The sequence below is a fragment of the Vibrio sp. VPAP30 genome, assembly GCF_001188205.1.
Classification (GTDB): domain Bacteria; phylum Pseudomonadota; class Gammaproteobacteria; order Enterobacterales; family Vibrionaceae; genus Vibrio; species Vibrio bivalvicida.
The window spans coordinates 141521-161992 of sequence record NZ_LBLS01000016.1 but is presented as its reverse complement, the minus strand read 5'-3'; the positions used below and the strand labels follow the sequence as shown (position 1 = coordinate 161992).

19 protein-coding genes and 1 tRNA gene are annotated in these 20472 nt (G+C 44.6%); 5 read left to right on the top strand and 15 right to left on the bottom strand.

The features are described from left to right. Nucleotides 1-24 precede the first annotated feature (24 nt). Nucleotides 25-873, top strand: coding sequence for an ion transporter (locus ZX61_RS04990; protein ID WP_049843607.1), 849 nt, complete (start codon nucleotides 25-27; stop codon nucleotides 871-873). On the opposite strand, the gene ZX61_RS04985 is transcribed toward ZX61_RS04990, so the two are convergent. Both ZX61_RS04985 and asd read right to left on the bottom strand, forming a co-directional pair. Next, nucleotides 870-1280 (bottom strand): hypothetical protein, encoded by a 411-nt coding sequence (locus ZX61_RS04985; protein ID WP_049843606.1) that lies wholly within the window; start codon nucleotides 1278-1280, stop codon nucleotides 870-872. The two genes, ZX61_RS04990 and ZX61_RS04985, sit on opposite strands and share 4 nt — an antisense overlap. Nucleotides 1281-1351: 71 nt before the next feature. Further along, nucleotides 1352-2467 carry an aspartate-semialdehyde dehydrogenase gene (gene asd / locus ZX61_RS04980; RefSeq protein ID WP_049843605.1) on the bottom strand — a complete coding sequence of 372 codons (1116 nt, stop codon included), beginning with the start codon at nucleotides 2465-2467 and terminating at the stop codon, nucleotides 1352-1354. Between the two features lie 448 nt (nucleotides 2468-2915). On the opposite strand from asd, the gene nhaC reads away from it, so the two are divergent. Then, the gene (gene nhaC / locus ZX61_RS04975) at nucleotides 2916-4352 is read left to right on the top strand and encodes a Na+/H+ antiporter NhaC (RefSeq protein WP_049843604.1); all 1437 of its coding nucleotides are present in this window, start codon (nucleotides 2916-2918) and stop codon (nucleotides 4350-4352) included. A gap of 125 nt (nucleotides 4353-4477) precedes the next feature. On the opposite strand, the gene ZX61_RS04970 is transcribed toward nhaC, so the two are convergent. After that, nucleotides 4478-5782, bottom strand: coding sequence for an Hpt domain-containing protein (locus ZX61_RS04970; RefSeq protein WP_049843603.1), 1305 nt, complete (start codon nucleotides 5780-5782; stop codon nucleotides 4478-4480). 105 nt (nucleotides 5783-5887) lie between these two features. Beyond that, nucleotides 5888-6889 (bottom strand): nucleoid-associated protein YejK, encoded by a 1002-nt coding sequence (gene yejK, locus ZX61_RS04965; RefSeq protein ID WP_049843602.1) that lies wholly within the window; start codon nucleotides 6887-6889, stop codon nucleotides 5888-5890. A gap of 84 nt (nucleotides 6890-6973) precedes the next feature. Here yejK and ZX61_RS04960 point away from each other — a divergent pair, with 84 nt between their 5' ends. From ZX61_RS04960 to ZX61_RS04950, 3 genes are all read left to right on the top strand, one after another. Further along, nucleotides 6974-7198, top strand: a complete 225-nt coding sequence (locus ZX61_RS04960; RefSeq protein WP_049843601.1) for a YejL family protein — start codon at nucleotides 6974-6976, stop codon at nucleotides 7196-7198. Between the two features lie 28 nt (nucleotides 7199-7226). Next, nucleotides 7227-9032, top strand: a complete 1806-nt coding sequence (locus tag ZX61_RS04955) for a DUF3413 domain-containing protein (RefSeq protein ID WP_049843600.1) — start codon at nucleotides 7227-7229, stop codon at nucleotides 9030-9032. Between the two features lie 54 nt (nucleotides 9033-9086). Continuing rightward, nucleotides 9087-9163: transfer RNA gene (locus tag ZX61_RS04950), tRNA-Pro, on the top strand. Between the two features lie 156 nt (nucleotides 9164-9319). Here ZX61_RS04950 and ZX61_RS23565 read toward each other — a convergent pair. The 11 genes from ZX61_RS23565 to ZX61_RS04895 form a co-directional block, all read right to left on the bottom strand. After that, nucleotides 9320-9649, bottom strand: coding sequence for a bactofilin family protein (locus ZX61_RS23565; RefSeq protein ID WP_064429705.1), 330 nt, complete (start codon nucleotides 9647-9649; stop codon nucleotides 9320-9322). After that, nucleotides 9634-10614, bottom strand: coding sequence for a M23 family metallopeptidase (locus ZX61_RS04940; RefSeq protein ID WP_049843599.1), 981 nt, complete (start codon nucleotides 10612-10614; stop codon nucleotides 9634-9636). Before ZX61_RS04940 ends, ZX61_RS23565 begins: the two co-directional genes overlap by 16 nt. Nucleotides 10615-10797: 183 nt before the next feature. Further along, nucleotides 10798-12165 (bottom strand): hypothetical protein, encoded by a 1368-nt coding sequence (locus ZX61_RS04935; protein WP_049843598.1) that lies wholly within the window; start codon nucleotides 12163-12165, stop codon nucleotides 10798-10800. Between the two features lie 68 nt (nucleotides 12166-12233). Further along, the gene (locus tag ZX61_RS04930) at nucleotides 12234-12674 is read right to left on the bottom strand and encodes a flagellar export protein FliJ (protein ID WP_049843597.1); all 441 of its coding nucleotides are present in this window, start codon (nucleotides 12672-12674) and stop codon (nucleotides 12234-12236) included. Nucleotides 12675-12683: 9 nt separating this feature from the next. After that, nucleotides 12684-14030 (bottom strand): FliI/YscN family ATPase, encoded by a 1347-nt coding sequence (locus ZX61_RS04925; RefSeq protein ID WP_049843596.1) that lies wholly within the window; start codon nucleotides 14028-14030, stop codon nucleotides 12684-12686. Continuing rightward, on the bottom strand, nucleotides 14023-14775 hold the full coding sequence (fliH, locus tag ZX61_RS04920) for a flagellar assembly protein FliH (RefSeq protein ID WP_049843595.1): 753 nt from the start codon (nucleotides 14773-14775) through the stop codon (nucleotides 14023-14025). Before fliH ends, ZX61_RS04925 begins: the two co-directional genes overlap by 8 nt. 5 nt (nucleotides 14776-14780) lie before the next feature. After that, a complete protein-coding gene (locus ZX61_RS04915) occupies nucleotides 14781-15800 on the bottom strand; it encodes a flagellar motor switch protein FliG (protein ID WP_049843594.1) in 1020 nt (339 codons plus the stop codon). After that, nucleotides 15763-17511: a flagellar basal-body MS-ring/collar protein FliF gene (fliF, locus tag ZX61_RS04910; RefSeq protein ID WP_049843593.1), complete on the bottom strand. Its 1749-nt coding sequence runs from the start codon at nucleotides 17509-17511 to the stop codon at nucleotides 15763-15765. Before fliF ends, ZX61_RS04915 begins: the two co-directional genes overlap by 38 nt. 3 nt (nucleotides 17512-17514) lie before the next feature. Further along, the gene (gene fliE / locus ZX61_RS04905) at nucleotides 17515-17871 is read right to left on the bottom strand and encodes a flagellar hook-basal body complex protein FliE (RefSeq protein WP_049843592.1); all 357 of its coding nucleotides are present in this window, start codon (nucleotides 17869-17871) and stop codon (nucleotides 17515-17517) included. 13 nt (nucleotides 17872-17884) lie between these two features. Then, nucleotides 17885-19219 carry a sigma-54 interaction domain-containing protein gene (locus tag ZX61_RS04900; RefSeq protein ID WP_049843591.1) on the bottom strand — a complete coding sequence of 445 codons (1335 nt, stop codon included), beginning with the start codon at nucleotides 19217-19219 and terminating at the stop codon, nucleotides 17885-17887. Nucleotides 19220-19221: 2 nt separating this feature from the next. Then, nucleotides 19222-20043, bottom strand: coding sequence for an OmpA family protein (locus ZX61_RS04895; RefSeq protein ID WP_049843590.1), 822 nt, complete (start codon nucleotides 20041-20043; stop codon nucleotides 19222-19224). Between the last annotated feature and the right edge of the window lie 429 nt (nucleotides 20044-20472).

Genomic DNA, 20472 nt, shown 5'->3' with positions numbered 1-20472 from the left:
GACTTCACTAAATGTCGTTCTATCATGCCAAGAAACTCTTTAAAACATCACCTTTACGTCATTATCTTCGGTACTCACACCAAGGCGGGCCGTACTTTCGATCTTGCGCTCATCGTGGCGATTTTGTCATCTCTACTCGTGCTAGTGTTAGAATCAATTCCTTCCGTTCGATCAAGCTGGGGAACACAACTAAGGTACATGGAATATACCTTTACCGGTTTGTTTACGATTGAGTATCTGTTGAGGATCTATTGCTCGCCAAAGCCAACAGCGTATGCAAAAAGCTTCTACGGTGTCATCGACTTGCTCGCAATACTGCCTACATATTTAGCGATATTCTTCCCATCCGCCTCGTTTATGGGCGTCATCAGAGCACTGAGGATAATGCGTATTTTTCGCGTATTGAAACTAGTCCGTTACTTACAAGACTCCAATATCTTGTTGCGCTCTTTACTAATGGCCAAACGCAAAATTTTTATCTTCTTTAGTACAGTCGCCATCTTGGTCACAATATTTGGTGCACTAATCTATGTCATTGAAGGGCCAAAGAATGGCTTTACCAGTATTCCGCAAAGTATTTATTGGGCGATTGTCACTATTACTACCGTCGGCTATGGTGACTTGATTCCGCAAACAGCGCTAGGTAAAGCGATTGCATCTATGACCATGTTACTCGGTTACTCAATACTGGCAGTGCCAACTGGCATCATTACTGCTGAGTTAAACCAAGAGATGAACTCACACAAAACTCTTGTCAAGTGCCCAAATTGTATGCAAACAGGTCATGACTCTGACGCTCTACATTGTAAGCACTGTGGCAGCGAACTTGCCTCCCCAGATCAGCGCGTTGTACCCGTTGAGAAATCGACTTAACTTTTATTGTCGTATCGCTGATCCAAGCACTTAACGGTTAGCCATCCAATGACCAATGCGCTAAGCCATGACGATACGGCAAGCCAACTTAACCAGGTGCTTATCACAAGCGCACTTGCCAGTAACATACCAATGCAGTACGTCACCCGAGAAACTCTTTGTCTGTGGCTATTAGCTGTCCAAACAGCGACCAAAATGGTCGCACATGCTGACAAGCCAACCCCGATTACATCAGAAATGAAGACGACATCTCTCCACCAGTCCACATAACAAACCCCACCACTCCCAAACTCTTCTGGGCAGAACAGTATCGCGGCCCATGAAATTAACTCGCCAACCAACATATGGGTAACAATCCATGCTGAAATCGCCGCAACCACGGCTAGGAAGATACGTAGGATACTCATTGTTTTCCTTAATAAAAAAGACCCTACTAAAAGAGTAGGGTCTTGATTGATAAAGGCAAATCTAATTGAGGTTAAGCCTTTTCATTTAAGATAATACGTAGTGTACGACGTAACGGCTCAGCTGCGCCCCACAGCAGTTGGTCACCAACCGTAAACGCGTTTAGGAAATCATCTCCCATTGCCATCTTGCGCAGACGACCGACTGGGATAGATAACGTGCCTGTCACTTTTGCTGGCGTCAGTTCTTCAGCAGTGATGTCACGATCGTTCGGAATCACTTTTACCCAATCATTGTGGGTAGCAATCATCTCTTCGATTTCATCCATTGGCACATTCTGCTTCAACTTAATCGTTAGTGCCTGAGAGTGACAACGCATCGCGCCAATACGAACACAGGTTCCATCAATAGGCACTGGTGCATCTTGGAAACCAAGTATCTTGTTTGCTTCAACCCCTGCTTTCCACTCTTCTTTGCTTTGACCATTGTCACGCTTAACATCAATCCATGGGATAAGCGACCCAGCTAGCGGTACACCAAACTTATCGGTTGGGAACGAGCTTCCGCGCATAGTGTCAGCGACTTTTTTATCGATATCTAAAATAGAGCTTGAAGGGTTGGCTAACTCAGAGCTAACTGAATCATTGATGACACCCATCTGCGAGATCAACTCACGCATGTTTTGAGCGCCCGCACCCGAAGCCGCTTGGTAAGTCATCGCGCTTGTCCACTCAACCAGACCTTTCTCAAATAGGCCACCTAAACCCATCAGCATCAAACTCACTGTACAGTTACCACCAACAAAGGTATTTGTACCACCGTGGATACCTTGTTGGATCTGGCTTAGGTTGACAGGATCTAGCGTAATAATCGAATCTTGCGCCATACGTAAAGTTGATGCGGCATCAATCCAGTAGCCTTTCCAACCTGCTTGGCGTAGTGCTGGGTAGACTTTCTCCGTGTAGCTACCACCTTGACAAGTGATCACTGCATCTAGCTGTTTTAGGCTCTCAATATCAAAAGCATCTTGAAGTAGGCCTGCCTCTTTACCTAAGTTAGGTGCAGGAATACCGATCTGAGATGTGCTGTAAAAAACTGGCTCAATAAGGTCAAAATCTTTCTCTTCAACCATTCGCTGCATTAGCACAGAACCCACCATGCCACGCCAACCGACTAAACCTACTCTCATTCTCAACTCTCCGTGTATTCAATTTTAAAAAGGGAATAGCTCAATATTCAATTTTCGCAGCAAAATCTCAAGAGAAAATTGCATCAAATCTGTAACTTTTATTTCTTATTTCGTTAATGCCGACCAGAAGCCTTGTTTTGTAGACTTTTTCACCACTTGTTATTTACCTATACAAAAACACGCCACAGACAAAACAACAACGAAAAGCTCGCGCCACACAAAACTTACATTTAGATACAACACTTGCGACTAATTTTAACGTTTCACCACATTTTTAACTAGCAACAATTCAATCAACAGACACAAATCACACGAAAGCGACATTTTATCGAAATATTATTCCATCTAATGTAGAGTGCCCTACGTCCTTAAATTGGAGTTAACACTCCTTCGTAAACAGATTTGTTCCCCTGTTTGCATTTGCTAATAAATAATTAAGAGGCTCCGTATGACACAACATACTCCCCGTCTGCCAAGCTTGATGCAGGTTGTTGTCTCCCTTGGGTTATTCTTGCTAATGGCGTTCTCGTTCACCGCTAAGCTTGACCTACCTATTCAGCTAGCCCTGTACATTGGCTGGTTCATCATCATGGTTCTAGGTATTCGTTTAGGCCACAAATATAAAGAGTTAGAAAAAGCAGCTCTAAACGGAATATCTAACGGACTTGGTGCCGTACTTATTTTGCTAGCTGTAGGCGCACTAGTCGGTACTTGGATTTCTGGTGGTATAGTACCAACCATTATCTATTATGGTCTGAAAGCGATTCATCCTTCGATTTTCCTTTTAGCAACAATGATCATCTGTTCCTTAACGGCTCTTGCAACGGGTACGTCATGGGGCGCGGCTGGTACTGCTGGCATCGCTATGATGGGGATAGGCCAAGGTTTGGGTGTTCCAGCACCAATCACTGCAGGCGCGGTTCTTTCTGGTTGTTACTTTGGCGACAAGATGTCCCCACTATCAGACTCAGTGATCCTAGCCTCTTCTATGTCTAACGTTGAAGTGGTTGAACATATTAAAGGTATGCTGCCTGTCGCTCTGATTAGCTACATTATTACGGGCATTATGTTTACCGCATTTGGCTTCCACTATGCTGGTAATGTCGATATGTCTCAGGTGCAATCGGTGATCCAAGCTATGGAACAGCAGTTCTACATTACTCCGTACTCGTTTGTCCCTGTGATTATTGTGCTAGGTCTACTGGCAATGCGTATGCCTTCTTTCCCAGTGATCAGTTTTGGCTCGCTCCTCGGTATTATCTGGGCAGTGATGATTCAAGATGTCGACTTCCTCCAAGCATTCAGCACAGCTTGGGCGCCATTCGAAATTGAATCGGGTGTGGCCTTTATCGACTCAATTCTTAACCGCGGCGGTATGTCTTCAATGCTTGGCTCGGTTGCTGTGATTGTGTTTGGTCTAGGTTTTGGTGGCTTGCTAGATAAAGTCGGTGTACTAGAAACGGTTGCTAAGCTGTTTGAACGCCGTGTACAAAGCGCAGGTTCTCTGGCAACAAGTACCATCGGTACTGCATTTATGGGTAACGTGTTTGGCTCCGCGATGTATGTGTCTTTGATCTTAACACCAAAAATTTGTGCCAAAAACTACGACCGCCTAGGTTACAAGCGCAAGAACCTATCACGTAATGCAGAGTTTGGCGGTACGTTGACTTCAGGCATGGTGCCTTGGAGTGATAACGGCATCTATATGGCAAGTATTCTTGGTGTCGCCACTCTATCTTACGCACCATTCATGTGGTTAAGCTTTGTATGTATCATTGTTACCATTATCACTTCGTACATGGGGTGGTTCGTTGACAAGTGTGAACCAACAGCAACGGCTGAGGTTAGCGAAGAAGAAGCTGAACTCACCAAGCAAACAGCGTAAAGTCAACAGATAACAAAAAGCGCCTCAGCTTTAGTTGAGGCGCTTTTTTGTTGCCAATAATAACGAATCAATAGGTTTCGTTGGTTGCACTGCACTTAGCTTATACCTTAAAAGTTAGACCAAGGTTAACTATTGATGGTATTGTGCTCTTTTAGGAAAACCCTAGCTTCTTCTATGGCTCGTTCAAGGCGCGTTTTAAGCTCTTCAACCTTATTTGGCTCAACTTGATTGGCCTCTTTAAGTGCCAATTCAACTTTCCCGGCCGCTTCTCTGAGTTTGGTGGCTCCAAGGTTTCCTCCTACCCCCTTCAAGCTATGCGCAGCTCTTTGTGCTTCTTCAGGTGAATCGCTGACTAACTGTACGATTTTATCGGCGTCTCCTTTGTGATCTTCAATGAACACTTCCAGTAGCATACAGACCGATTCCATGTCGTTGTTTAATGATTCAAGCATCTTGTCAAAATCAATTTCAACTTCATCTATCTCACCATTCGCTTCCGCTTGTTGGTACTGGGCAACAGACTCAGGAGAAGAGTGAACACCCTTTAGTATGATGGACTCTTGCGCTACATTTTCTACTGCTGATAACACAGTCTCAGCGGCTTCTGGAGCATCTATTTCACTTTCGGCAAGAATAGATGGTGAAATGCTCTCGGATTGAACGCGAGGAACCTGCTGTGCAAATCGAAGCAAAGAGATAAAGCCACCAAAGATAACCAGAGTCAGCGCTAGTCCAGCAACAACATAACGAGCAAGCAATCGATCAAATTCACCTCGCAACATATTGATCTGTTTATGAACGTCATGCGTGCGTAGTTTCTCTACGATATAGCGCCCTTGAGCATAGCCTCCTAGTACAGAAGAGACTTGCGCAAGCACCTGTTGCAAGTCTTGACGTTCTTTGGCTGAAAGCTGGTTCGATTGAACGTAGATTTTATCAAGGTCACGATAGACCTGAGGACTAGATGCGCTATCACCAAAAACAGCTTCTAATACATTCGCACTCAAACGAAAGTAGAGGGTTTCTATAGATTCGTTGTCGTAACGTTCACGCATGGTACCAACCTGTTCAACCAAGCTAAGTAAGTCCAAGCTATTGTTAAGGTAAACTTGGGACTGCTCAATAAAGCGGTCAGCCGTAAAAAGTAGTTGAGTAATGTCTGGAAGGAACCAACTGTCTTGGTAGTGGGTTTCAAGCTGAAGGCGTAGCGCATAAATGAGCTGTAAGTTAAGGGCTTGAGAGTCAGCCATATGAACACCGTAAGGTGAATCAAACGAGAACGAGTCGCGCAGCTCTTGAATACCGCTACCTAGTTCATAAACCTGCTGTTTGGTTGTGTCTATCGACCGGTAACTACTCGCCATAGCAGCAATACTGCCTATCCAGATTACTAGCAGCACCCAGCCGATTTTCAGCGCTTTCCCGTCCATGCTCTTGCCTGTAGATAAATCCCTAGTATTACAAGAATATACACTATCAAGCAGAAGTGGAGGACTAGCTGCAAAAATGTTGCAGTCAGTCCTATTCTAGAGAGGTTATTTGTTGCGAGTAAGCTGATCTCGTAGGTTAGGCGGAGTGCCTTTAATAGTTAACGTATCGGTCTCTGGATCATAAAAAATGCGCTCGCCCAGTAGCAAACTATCGAAGCTTACATTCAAGCCACCACCAGCCCCGACATATTTCGTTAGCTTACGTACTGCTGTACGGTCACCAGGAAAGCTTTCTTCAAGTTCATAACCTTGTTCTTGAGTGTAATCAAGGAAGCTTGTGCCATCTTGAGAAGGAGGAAGCTCGCCAGACAACTCACGGACTTGAACCTCATCCCCTGACTTGATCTGCTCGTTGCAGTAATCCGCTACTTGTTTTTTGTAGCTAATCGCTTCATCTTTTTCCAGTTTTGAATCTGCGCAGAAGTCTTGCACCGCTTGCATTAACACTTGGTTTTGCACCTTGCTGTCTAGGCCTACTTCTGCTTGTAGGAAATCAAGGAAAAAGTCTGCAACTTTACGCCCTACACGCCCTTTGATGTACGCTAGATAACGATTCGAGTCTTTATCCGTTTCAAAACTGGTCAAGTCGATACGCGCTGCGATATCCATCTTACTTAGATCAAGATAGTCCGTCGCACTAATATCTAGGCCTTCAGTTACTTTAAGGCTTTGATTTGAAGGAATAATAGCAACAAATAGGTAATCTGTTGCAAGCGATTGATACTCTGCAATGACCAAAATACCTTCGTCTGCAAACGGGTATTTTGATAACTCATCCTTAAGGCGATTAGCGCTTAACTGCGAGAAATCGTAAAAGTTTTTATTTCCTTGACGTAGCTCTTGCAACCAGTTGTTAAAATCGCTGTCAGATTTAAAGGACCCAAAGCCTTTACCAGCTTTAGAGTTGAATACACGATGAAGTTCAGCAACTAGGTTTTCGGTCGAGTTGTCATTAGATAGAGACTCGGAACGAAAGTTAACAACTAGTTCATCTGCATCGTTTTTCTGTAATTGATGTAAGATAACGTTAGAAAGATGAAGGCTCATGATGAAATTTATCGCCGCGTAGGTTTCAGTTGCGTGGCATTGTAGGTTATCATAAGCCGCTTTACTATCATCATTAGAGTCTTTATGCCGATTACATCCAAATACAGCGACAAACAAGTGGAACAAATCCTAACGGAAGTGGCTGCGGTACTTGAAAAACATTCAGCGGGTCCAGAGCTTGCATTAATGATTGCTGGAAATATCGCTACCAATGTCTTAAATCAAGACGTTGCTGCTTCACAACGTAAAGCAATTGCTGAAAAATTCGCAGAAGCACTTGTTTCTTCAGTTGAAGACAAAAAACATTAAAAATAATAACGGACAGTAGAACACTTACATGGTCGATAACGGAAATACATACGGCGAACGCGTATCGCGTTTAGTGGGATGGGGGCACTGGTTTGCCTTTTTCAACATCATCGCGGCAATGCTGATCGGAACCCGTTATATCTCTCAGTCTCCGTGGCCTGAAACTCTGCTTGGTCAATTCTATTTGATGATCTCTTGGGTCGGCCATTTTGGTTTCCTCGTATTTGCCTTGTACCTGCTGGTACTGTTTCCGCTTACTTTTGTCATACCGTCACGAAAACTGTTCCGTTTAGTGGCGGTTTGTTTTGCAACCGTCGGATTAACCATTTTGTTGGTCGACACGCAAGCCTACCAGACGATCAACTTGCATCTTACCCCTGTTGTATGGGAAGTCTTGTTTAGCGATGAAAGCTCGACCATCAGTGTCGATTTACAGCACCTGTTTATTGTCTTACCGTTTATATTCCTTATTCAACTGGCATTATCTGAATGGGTGTGGCGTAAACAACGTAAGCTGTCACATAAGCATGTCGGCCGACCAATAGCAGCACTGTTTTTTGTCAGTTTTATTGCCAGCCATCTGATCTATGTATGGGCCGATGCCTACTTCTACAATCCAATAACTGCGCAACGCGCCAACTTTCCGCTCTCTTACCCAATGACCGCGAAGTCATTTATGGAAAGGCATGGATTACTAGACCGTGAAGAGTATCTTAAACGTTTAGAGCAAAGCCAAGACAGCGTAGAATTAGTCCGCTACCCACTTGAAAAAATTGAGTTTAACCGCCGTGCGAATCCGCTCAACATATTAGTTGTTAGCGTAAATAACTTACGTGCCGATATGCTAACCGAGCAAGAAATGCCTGCAACATACGCATTCGCTCAAGACAATTTGAACTTCACCAATCATTACAGTTCAAGTAACGACTCATTCGGCGTATTTGGTCTGTTTTACGGCCTACCAAGTAGCTATTCAAGCAGTATTAAAACCCAAGGCTCTAAGCCCATCTTAATCGACACTTTGATCAACAAGCAATACCAGTTTGGTTTGTTTAGCGCAGATAACTTTGACGAGCCTTTGTATGGTGAGACTGTCTTCCGTGGTATGAACTTCAACGGCATCGCCTTCAACGACAGTAAATCAGCAGACACGCAAGCAATTGACGCATGGGCTGAGTGGGTTCAGCAGCAAGGCAAAAAACCTTGGTTTAGCTACATTGAGCTGACAACCGTTGATAACTTCAGCACATACAACGATAGCAACACGCAGCAGTCAACAGGCGAGAAACTAAAAGCAGGCTATAAGAAGTCTGTCGCCCACGCTGACTCTGAATTAAGTCAATTGCTTGAACAAGTTGCGACATTAGAACTTGATGAATCTACTGTGATCGTAATCACTTCAAATCACGCTACCGAGTTTAACGAAACCAAAACCAATAGCTGGGGCTCAAATACCAATTACAGCCAGTACCAGCTAAAAGTACCAATGATTATCCATTGGCCAGGTAAATTAGCGGGCGAGTACCAACATAGAACTAGCCACCTAGATATGTCTGTGACGCTTCTGCAAGACTTGCTGGGTGTCTCATCTAATCCGACTGACTTCAGTAGTGGCCGCAACCTATTTGATGAACGCAAACGCCGCTGGATTCTCGCAGGAGATTCACGAGAACTAGCCTTGATTACCACAGCAGACACAACGGTGATCGACAAGTTTGGTAACTACAAACTGTACAATGCCAACTACCAACGCTTGAAAGATGAGAACCCAACACTACCTGTGCTGATGCAAGGCTTGACTGAACTGCAACGTTTTTACGCAAAAAGTAACTAAATCATAGCGTTATATGATTGACCCCGCAGCCATTTACGATTAAATTAATGACATCGGACTGTAGCGCAGCTTGGTAGCGCACCGTCATGGGGTGTCGGGGGTCGCAAGTTCAAATCTTGTCAGTCCGACCATACACCTAGAAAGAGAGCTTCGGCTCTCTTTTTTATTCCCTCTTTGCTATTCCTTCTATTGATTAGCGAATCGGTACGATGGAATCCAAATGGAAATAAGAAAAAGCCCAATTCGATGATTGGGCTTTTTCTTGAATGAATCTGAGTAGTGTTGGCTTAAGCGCACTGCTCCACCTTCTTATCTTCAGCCTTGCTCCTCACCTTAGATGCTTTTTTTGCCGAGTCTAATGCAACCACTTCTTCGCTTTTGACGTTTTTAGAGTTGCCTAGGAATATACCACCTTTTTGGATGGTAAACTCTGACGCAGAAACTTCACCTTCAAGATAGCCATGCTCTAGAATTTCTAGACTTTTAGTATATACATTACCTAAAAATCGTCCGTTGATAACCAAACGTTCAGAACGAATTGAACCATCTACAGACCCGGTCGCGCTTATTGTCACTGTGTGGTCTGTTTCAATGCTGCCTTTCACTTGCCCATCGATATGGATGTTACAAGTAAGCTTGAGCTTTCCTTCGATATAGGCTCCATCGGCGATGACAGTTTGAGAGCAATGGCTATTTGATTCTCTATTTTGTTTACTAAGTAATCCCATTTTACATCCTTATTCGATTCGAAAATCGAGTCAAAGTTATTCATTTCCCATTGGACAAACGGTAACGGGTTAAGTGAACGCCCCACCAAACGGATTTCATAATGAAGGTGAGAACCGGTCGACAGTCCAGTGTTACCAGACAATCCAATCAGATCGCCTTTTTTAACATAATCGCCTCTACTCACTTTGAACGCCTTTAAATGCGAGTAAGAAGAGCTAAATCCAAACGAATGAGAAATACGAAGGAAGTTGCCTGACCCTTTGTTGCTCTTTCTGGTCACGGCGACAACACCGTCAGCTGGTGCGTATATTGGTGTTCCTACATTTACGGCATAGTCGATACCATGATGTATCGCGCGAATCTTTTTTACTGGGTGAAGCCGCTTGCCATAATGTGAAGACAAGTACCCCTGCTTCACCGGGCGTCCATTTGGGATCAATTGCATGATCTGATGACGTGCTGCAACACTCAGCCCTGCATTATTTACACGCTGTTTTAGATCCAGCGCGTCATTGGAAAGATCCAGAGCTGATTCAATGCCCTTTAATTTCTCAGAGATATAGGCAATGTCTTGCTGTTTTTGACTCAGGTTATTTTCTAAGTCACTCTGAAATTCATGCGAACGCAGTAATTGTTTCTCTAACGAATAGGCCTTACTGACGGCTTCTTTCTTCTCTCGTTTTGAATCGGAAGCGTCATCGACAAATATAGAAAGCAAGGCAATCAACGTACAAAATACGAGGGTGAACAAAAGTAACAGTAGCTTAATGCCCTTAATCATACGAAAAGAGAGATTAAAGAACTTTGTTCCATCAATTCCAGATACCGTTATAGTAAAACTGTTTGATTCCATAGTGTTAGAAAGGCACGGAGTTAAAGTTGATGAATCAGAATAGCGAGGATTTTATCAGGCAACCTGACGGCGAAAAGAGCCAGTTTGTCAGTTCGGAAACCTTATCCCAGACATAGAAATAGAATTTAATATCAAGCTTAATAAGGTCGCTTTGCTCGAACGAGCGGCTGAAAAGGGCATAAGTCATTCTACCTTTTCTCGCTGGAACTGCCCCATCTCTGTCGCAAACTGGCTGAAATCCATAGATTTTACTATGGCGGAACAAAATGGGGGGATAGGATCGATCATAAACACACTTTCACATTGAATTAAACCTTTACGAAGTTCATAAAAATACGTTTTGTTAGCAAGTCCTGACGCCAAATACAGAGCATGTATCTTAGAAGTACAGCTTGCCTTGGTGAGTTTTTTGGTCAACCCACTGATCAATGACTCAGCATGTTGACTGCCTATCGTTAAACAATCGCCATGAAGCCTGATCATCGCTAGCTGTAGGTCGTCAGCCTCACTCAATTTATAACGCGATACTTCTTTCAGCATTTGCTGGTACTTTTTCTCATATAGTGCTGCTCCTTCCCCTCCTTTCATCCACAGCATCAACAATGCAAACATATAGTTCAACATATGATAAGCCACGTCTCTGTTAAGCAGTTTAGCGGTGGCAAGGTTCGACGAAAAATGCTCAAGTCCTTGCTCTGCTTTACCCATGATGATTCCCATCAAGCCAATCATGGTTCGCTGAGCAAGGTTATGCCCATAGCGAATACCAGATGTTGACAACATTCGATAGGCGCGCTGAAAATGACCATTCTTGAGCAACAGTAACGTGCCCATTTCATCAAATGGTTGGCCAAACTGAACTTTCGACACATCAAACTTCTCGTGTAACTCTAAAGCATCTTCTGACTGACCATTCAAACTCAGGGCGTTGAGGAAAAAGCTAACTTCTAAGGAGTAATCTTTTTTGCTTGCCTCTTTAATCAAAGCTCCATAAAGCTCTGTGGCCGCTTTCAGATCTCTGTTGATCAAATACTGGTGACCCCGGTTAAGCATTAAATCGTACTGATACTCGGGATAATGGCGTTCAAAGAACTGATAGCGCTTGGTCATCTCTTCTTCTGAGAAGTCATGCTCGCGCTGCAGCAAGGGCCAGACTTTATTCTTCTTCTCAAATACCTTGCGAATCAGCTCGCTGATGTCCCTTTGTGTGTCTTCGGGCTTAAGGTGAATATCAGCAAGATAGTAAGACACATCTTTTATGTTAGTCTCAAAACAATCCATGATGATGGTTGAACGCTCATCAATTGTCCGCATAACATTGAGTTCATTAAGTAAATCGCATGCCTTGACTTGGTTACGACGATAACTTTGATCGCAAATCAAAATGTCGAAGCGATCATGAAAAGTTCGGTTCAATGGCTCATGAGGCGCATTCAAATGGATGATTTTATGCTGCTTAATGCCAAGCGAGAGCAATAAACTGGATATGCCAATACTTTTATTCGGAAATTCTTTAACGATGAGAACATTCGCATCTTTTAACTTGAGCATATCGACACCATTTACTCCATTGATTTTGAGGCTTGTTGTGCCGAAATAAACAAGACCTGACGACTGTTTTAACGAGACTTTCGCGCAAACCGGTTATTGATCACTTCTTCAAGAGCGATATCTTCCAAGTGCTGTTGATGTGTCCTCAGTTCCGCTTGCCAACGCTCAACCGTGTAATCTAACCCTTTCACTTGTATATGTTTATGCTGTAAGTGTTTTTGCAAAGATACGCATTGCGCTTGCTTAAGCGCTTGTTCCTGTTCTTGATGGACAATTAACTTATTGATCATTTGGTCGACACGGCTGTGGTTCACCAACATTTCACGATGGAAAAATGTCCCTGAACAAGACTTCGGCGCGCTTAGCTTTCTCAGCTCGATCAGTTGTTCTAGTTGATTCTCGGCTTGCGTCTGTTGTTGACGTACCAACTCAAGCTGCTGAGACATCAAGTCTCGTTTTTTCTGTTCGATCTTCTGAAATCTTTCTATGGCTTGGATCTTCGACTGCATGTTCCCTCACTACAATTGCTGAAATAGCTGCGCCAATTCGCTCAGGCTTTGCTGATAGTCGACAGAACTGTCTGCCGATTGCTGTAGATAGGCTGTCAAGCTGGGGTAAAGGGCGACCGAGCGATCTAGCTCAGGATCTTGACCTGGCTGATAGCCGCCTAAAGGCAACAGATCTTTTACTTGAAGATAGTTGGAGTACGTTTTACGAAACTCATTCGCTAATGTGAGATGAGCAGGTTGAGAGCATCCCGCCATGCAACGACTGATAGAAGCGTTGATATCAATAGCTGGGAAATGTCCTTGCTCAGCCAGCTTACGTGATAAAACCACATGACCATCGAGGATGGCACGCGCAGAATCAACCACGGGATCTTGTTGGTCATCACCCGCGGCCAAAATAGTATAGATCGCCGTCAAGCTTCCTTGAAGGTTTTCGCTATTACCCGCCCGCTCTAACAGTTGAGGCAATACATTGAAAACGGAAGGTGGGTAACCGCGAGTAGCTGGAGGTTCTCCTAACGAAAGCGCAATTTCACGCTGTGCCATTGCATAGCGTGTTAATGAGTCCATCATTAACAGTACATCTTTGCCTTTGTCACGAAAATACTCGGCTACGCGATGGCAAAGCAAGGTCGCCCGCAAACGCATAAGTGGAGATTCATCGGCAGGCGCGGCTATGATAACGGCTTTTTTACGTGCTTCTTCCGTCAGATTTCGTTCAATAAACTCTCGAACTTCTCGCCCACGTTCGCCAATTAAACCAACCACTATCACGTCAGCTTCGGTGCTCTGAGAAATCATTCCCATCAAAACACTCTTACCGACACCACTACCCGCCATCAGCCCTATCCGCTGACCTTTGCCTACGGTGAGTAATCCATTAATTGCACGCACGCCAACATTCAGTGGCGTATCAACGGGCCTGCGTTTCAATGGGTTGATTGATTTAGGGTCGAGAGAGACTCGGTCACCGCCATTTAGTTTTGGCCCGTCATCAATGGCTTCTCCCAACCCATTCACTACACGCCCTAGCCAGGTTTCATTTAGATGCACGGTACTGTCACCATCTAAAGGGATAACTTTAGCACCCGCAAACAGCCCACCTAAACGACGAATCGGCATCAGAAACGCAATGGTATGATCAAAACCAACCACTTGGGCTTCAATCATGTCACCTTCGGCTGTTTCTACTAAACAACGTTGTTCAAGCTTAAATCGGCACCCTACCGCTTGCAACATCAGGCCATTCACCTTCACCAACCGCCCCGTTACTCGCGCCACTGGGATCGAATCAAGGGAGGCTAATGCCTCATTGGTACGTTCAGACAACAGCTCAAAAGCTAAAGTGTTACTCATGCTCGCCTTCTACAGATGCTGGAACAGCCTCATCAAGAAGATGCTCTTTGACATTATCCATACACGCCTGTAGTCGGGAGTCACAACTCGCGTCTGCCTCAGCCTCCTCTGTTACCAAATGGCAGCCCCCCGACGGCAACTCTGAATTTGCCACCAACTTCCACTCTTTGGGAAGTTCTGAGTTGATCTGCGTAATTCGGTCAAGGTCTTGCGGATTGAGGTGAACGGTGACCTTATCTGTTTTTCCAGGCATGGCTTCTAAAGTTTCATCGACCAAGGCTAAAATCTGTTGCGGCATCAGAGTCAATTCAGCGCGAATGACTTGCTGTGCTACCTTTTGTACTAATTCACAGATGATATGGCGTTGCTGTTGCTCTCGTTCTGACTGCCAGCGCGACAAGGTTTGGTAAAGTTCACTAACAGGTTTAGCGGCTTCAATAAAAGTTTGTTTACCAGACTGTTCGCCAGAAACAAACCCCTTTTGAAATCCCTCTTTTTGCCCCTCTAGCAAACCTTGCTGTTTACCCTGTGACAAGCCTTGAGTCAATCCCTCAGCATGGCCTTGTTCTAGCCCAGTTTGGAAACCTTCTTCTAGTTTCTGTTGCAGGTCTGCTTGAGCATCTTGCCACGACTCTTCCAAGTCAAACTCACCATCAGTCACTACAGGTTGTGCGAGCGGCGGAAAGCGATGAACCCGATATCCCGAGGCTGGCACGGTCAACAGCGGAGATTTAATCAATGACATCGTAATTACTCCACTGTGGGCTCTTCGTACAGAACAAGCTCAATTTCTCCAGTCTCATCCAGTTCGCGTACAATCTGCATGATATCTTGGCGCGCTCTTTCTACTCGGCTCAGTGGTACGGCGCCACGCACTTGCATATCATCTTCCAATGCTTTCACCATCCGCTGAGGCATTGAACGCTTGATGGCTTGCTGCAAGGTAATTTCTGCACCTTTCAGTGCAGTGCCCCAAAGCTCCAACGGCACTTGTTGAACCAAACGGTCCATAGTCTCTTCGCTTTGACGGCCTAAGACCATAAAGTCAAACATATTCTGTTCAATTGCGTGCACAACCTCTTCGTCGTGCAACTTGAGCATCTCCATTAGTGAGCCGCGGTCACCTTCAAAGCGGTTAATAATATCAGCCACTTGTTTTACACCCGACAAGGGCGCACTTTGACTCGTCGATACCTGCTCAATACAGCGCTCAATCAAATCATTCAGATCACCAGCGACCTTGTGGTCGATATCCTGCAACTGCGCGATTCGGTAGAGCAGTTCATCGTGATAATCTTCCGGCAGGTGTTTTAATACTACCGACGAGCTTTCTGATGGCAGGTAAGCAAGGAAAATCGCCTGCATCTGCGGGTGCTCATTAGCGATAAAACGAGCGAGAACTTCAGCCTCAACCCATTGTAGGCGCTGCATATTGTTACGAATTTCATCGCCATACAGGTTGTTGAGCAGGCCTTTCGCAAGATCGTTGCCTAACGCCTTTCTCAAGGTGTTCGAGAGATATTCTTTGGAAGCACCACGTATCCCACTATGCTGACGAAAATCTTCAAAGAAGCTCTGAATCACACCGTGAGCACTGTCACTTTTAATGCCATTCAACCGCGCCATTGCTTTAGTAACACGTTGCGTCTCATCACGAGTAAAATTGCGCAGCACTTTTGCCGCTGCATCTTCGCCCATACCGAGAAGGACTAATGCGGTTTGCTCAACATGATTAAGCGTGGCTTTCTGCTTTGATTCTGCTGTGTTCATTCACATTCACCCATTGTTTAAGTACTTCTGCGACACGCTCTGGCTCTTCGTTCGCGATAAGTTGTAGATGCTTCAATTGAATTTCCAGTGGCGAACCTGCTGGCGGTAGCATGTCATTGCTGACATCGAGGCCATTTGAAGCGGCAATGCCTTTTTCAGAAAGCTTGCGATTGAGGGCTTCTTCTCTTTCGCGTTCTTCCCGTGTTTGTAGGTTGTCATACACAGACTCTTCTTGTGGCTCAGCAAACTCAAGCTCCTGCGAACGCATGTCCGCACCGGTGAGATGCATGATAAGAGGGCGTAAAACAAAGAAGATCATCGCCATACCTAACATGCCACCAATGACGTAACGCATCGGTTGCTGAACCGTTGGATCTTGCCACCAAGGGATAGCTGGAGGAGCATCAATAACAAGTGGTGTAAAGTTAAAACTCATCAGGCTAAAACTGTCACCTCTATCTGCGGCAATACCTACAGCATCAGAAATCATGGTTGAGATTTGCGTTTTTTCTTCTGGTGTCCAGGCTGTACCATTAGGTGCCGCTGATTCGTTAAGCAAAACAGAGACACTTAGTTTTTCAATTTGGCCTTGCTGGTACTGAGTACGTCGAACACTGCTACCCACCGCATATTGACGATTCACTTCAGAGCGGGCATTGGTATTCTGGCTATCTTGTGTTGGCACTTCGCCAGTAACAGGTGGTTGATTGCTTAGGGTTCCAGGAACCCCCAACGCGATTTGGTCAACGGAGTTATTAGTAATCGTGTGTTCGTTGCGCACAATCGGGGCGTTGTCTAGAATTTCCTGAGTTTCTTCTACTTGGCTGAAGTCCATATCTGCCGCCACTTGCACGCGATAATTACTCGGACCAAGAATGGGGGTCAGCATGTCTGATGCGCGCTGAATTATCTGCTTTTCTACGTTTTTTTGATATTCGAGGTACTTAGCGTTAACTTTTCCCGCTTCAGATGAAGCCACATCTGCACTGAGTAAACGACCATATTGATCAACAACAGACACCAGCTCGGGTTTCATACCAGTCACGCTACCTACCACCAAGTTGATGATGGCTTCGACCTGTGCTGGTTTAAGTTCTTCTCCGGGTTTAAGTTCGAGCATGACAGAAGAAGAAGGCGCCTCACTATTTTGACGTACAAACAAGGTTTGACGCGGAATAGCAAGGTGTACGCGTGCGTTTGACACTGCATTTAAAGAGATAATTGTTCTAACAAGCTCCCCTTCTAATCCGTGTCGATAGCGGGCTGTTTCCATAAACTGACTGGTACCTAAAGAGCTATCCTCTTTGAGTGAGTCAAGTCCTGTAGGCAACTTGGCTTTGACTCCTTTAGCTGCCAGCAGCATACGAATTCGCGCTACTTCTCCCTCAGGTACCAATACTTGACCGTTCTGTTCCTGAAGTCGGTAGTTAATTCCTTCCGTTTCTAATACTGAGACAATTTCGCCAGTATCAAAACGTTCTTGCTGACTATACAGAGGCCGGAAACTTTGTGTCGAACTCCAAAGAGCCACAACGATAATTGCAGCAACAATTGCCGCAAGGACGGCAGAAAGCACTAAGTTACGTTGACTATTAGACCAAAGCTGTTTGAGTTTAGCTGTGTACTCATCCATTCCTCGAATTGACGTCGACTGTGCTGGTGCCGGATTATACGGTGCTCCTCCAGCGACTTGAGTAGTAATCTCTGACATGGCTTACACCGGCATCTTCATGATGTCTTCAAAAGAAGTAACAACCTTATTGCGCACTTGCATTAAGGCATTAAACGACAAACTGGCTTTTTGACTCGCTACCATTGCACCAACAAGATCATCACTTGCCCCAGTCTCAACTGCGGTCATCTTTTGAGTGGCGATTGATTGATGAGCATTCACAGAATCAAGCACATTCGTCATCGCTGCTGAAAATGACATAGGTGAATTAGCTTTCTGAACATCAAGTGGGTTTGCAGAAACAACGAATTCTGGCTGTACTTGCGTGCGCATCACATCCATTTTGGTCAGCATTAACTGCTCTGCGGTGAATGCACTGTTGAGTGGTTGACTTGCCATGACTTAACCTCCTTTATGCAGCCGAGCCTAGCGCTGACTGTAAATCAATACCTTGTTCGCGCATCGCTGCTAGCTTGTAGCGCAAAGCACGAGTGGTTACCCCAAGCGCATTTGCCGTCTTGGTACGGTTGCCGCCGAATTGGCGCAGTTTATCTAATATGTATTGGTACTCGGCTTGCTTCTTAGCCTCTACATGGCCCATTGTTTGAGTTGTTTTATATTCTTCCTGTGGCGTTAGCAACTCTACAGGTAGCATCAGATCATGAGCCGTAATGTAATCCCCATGTCTCATAACCAGCGCTCGTTGGATAACGTTTTCGAGCTCGCGGATGTTTCCCGGCCAATGATATTGACTAAGGGCAACCATGGCATCTTGAGAGAGGTGACATTGGCTACCATCTTGATATTTACTAATGAAAAACTGACCAATGGGTAAAATGTCGTCCTTACGTTCTCTTAGAGGCGGCCAATGAAGAGGAAGCACATCAAGTCGGTAGTAAAGGTCCTCGCGGAAAGTACCATTTTTCACTTCATCTCTTAGATCTTTATTGGTTGCAGCGATCACGCGAATATCGAGCTTGACTGGCTTGTGGCTTCCCACTCGCTCAACTTCTCTCTCTTGTAACACGCGTAATAACTTTGCTTGTACCGCAGGTGACATTTCACCGATTTCGTCAAGCAAAATCGTGCCATTATTCGCTTCTTCAAACTTACCGCTCTGTGAATTGGTTGCTCCGGTAAACGCCCCTTTAACATGGCCAAAAAGGACAGCTTCAAGCATTGATTCGGGTATTGCAGCGCAATTCACCGCAATAAAAGGGCCTTCAGAGCGCGAAGACTGTTCATGCACATAGCGAGCAAGCACTTCTTTACCCGTACCCGATTCTCCAGTGATTAATACACTCGCATTAGTACACGCCGCTCGATGGGCAAGTTGTAATACCTGCTTACTGCGCCATGACTCTGCGACAATATTCGCCATTGGCTTACCTACAGCCTCAACTCGGCTAAGTAAATTAACCAACTGGCTTTTTTCAAACGGTCTTAGCAAGTAATCCGTCGCGCCCGCTTTCATAGTTTCAGCCGCTAGAATACCTTGCTCCTGCTCTACGATGGCGATTGAGACACCATCACCAGGCTTCTTTTGGTGACAATGTACAAACTCGCGCACACACATATCTGGAAGGTTTGAACTCACTAACGTGATGCCCGCGGCTTGCTCTAGCAAAGCACTTCGCCCCGTTCTTGAATGGGTGATCGTGTAACCTGACTCTTCAAGTACTCTAATTACGGGTTGAGCAAGTTCGTCTTTCGGCTCAACCAACAAGATGTTTGCAGTATCTGCCATTTTCAAACCTTACCCTTATCGTTGTTGTCTGGTGTCATTGGAAGCACCGCTTCATCGCTGCGAACCAATCGCAAGGTGACTCGGCGATTCTTGGCCTGTCCTTGATGATTCGCATTGCTCGCAATGGGATATCGAGAGCCATGAGCACGCACTTCGATCATGTTGCGGTCAACGCCAAGCTTTTCCATCTGGCTAGCCACCTGCTCCGCTCGTTGACGCGAAATTTTTAAATTGCCAATCTTCGAACCAACATTGTCGGCATAACCATCTATCAGCAGTTTGTCGACTTTAGGATCAACCATTAGATAACTATTCAATGCTGAAAGAGTTTTAAGCTGGTTTGCGTTAAGTGTTATCTGACCGAGCTCAAACAAAAGAGCAATATCCCTTGCTTGTGTATAAGACATTAATGGTAAAGACGACTGACAATCACGAAACCTTTTAAGTGCATTGTGAATGCGTATTGTCGGCACAAGATACGTGCTTTTGTCGGAAGGACTGTTTCCGCCGATAGTAAATTGAAGCCAATTGCCTGCTTCAATATCCACCAACAAACCTTCGACATTTGTACTAAAAGACATGGTGCCTTTGTCTACAGAAGCAATATTGGTCACTATTCTAGGTGCGCGGCCGATATTCCACGGCGCAGGAGTACTTAAAAGCACCCCAGAATGCCCACGTTTATTTGCGCCATTCACGCTAGCTTTGAAATAAATCACCCCTTTTTCTTCCGAGCGGAAATAAAACTTCCCATAGGAAGGGTTATTATATTTCAAATCACATTTCAGATTGGTACCTTTATATTCCCAATTAACTTCATCCATTGGAATCTTAACCAAACTATTAGACGAAGATTGAAAACTAAGAAAAAGTAAAGCCAACGAATATATTCTTGAATAAACTGCCATCGTATTTTTATTAAAATATTGGATAAATATTTGGCATTCTTTTCTAAATACCATGTGGATAGATCAAAACATACACACCAAATAGGTTTGCGAATTCTTTATTTTTGCTCACTAACCTAGCCATTTGAATAATTATGAACTTTAAAGATTTGACAAAAAGTCACATAAATCCAACAAAATGCAGTAACCAAATCAACAACAACACCCTTAAAAGGCCAGTTTTATATTTATCTTATAGTTGATGCGATTCGGAAATTAACCTGTTTTATTTTTGATTAGAAGCTCTAATTAGAGACTTAAATCAACATATGAACTAAAGTCACAAATTTCATAACAAACACTTAT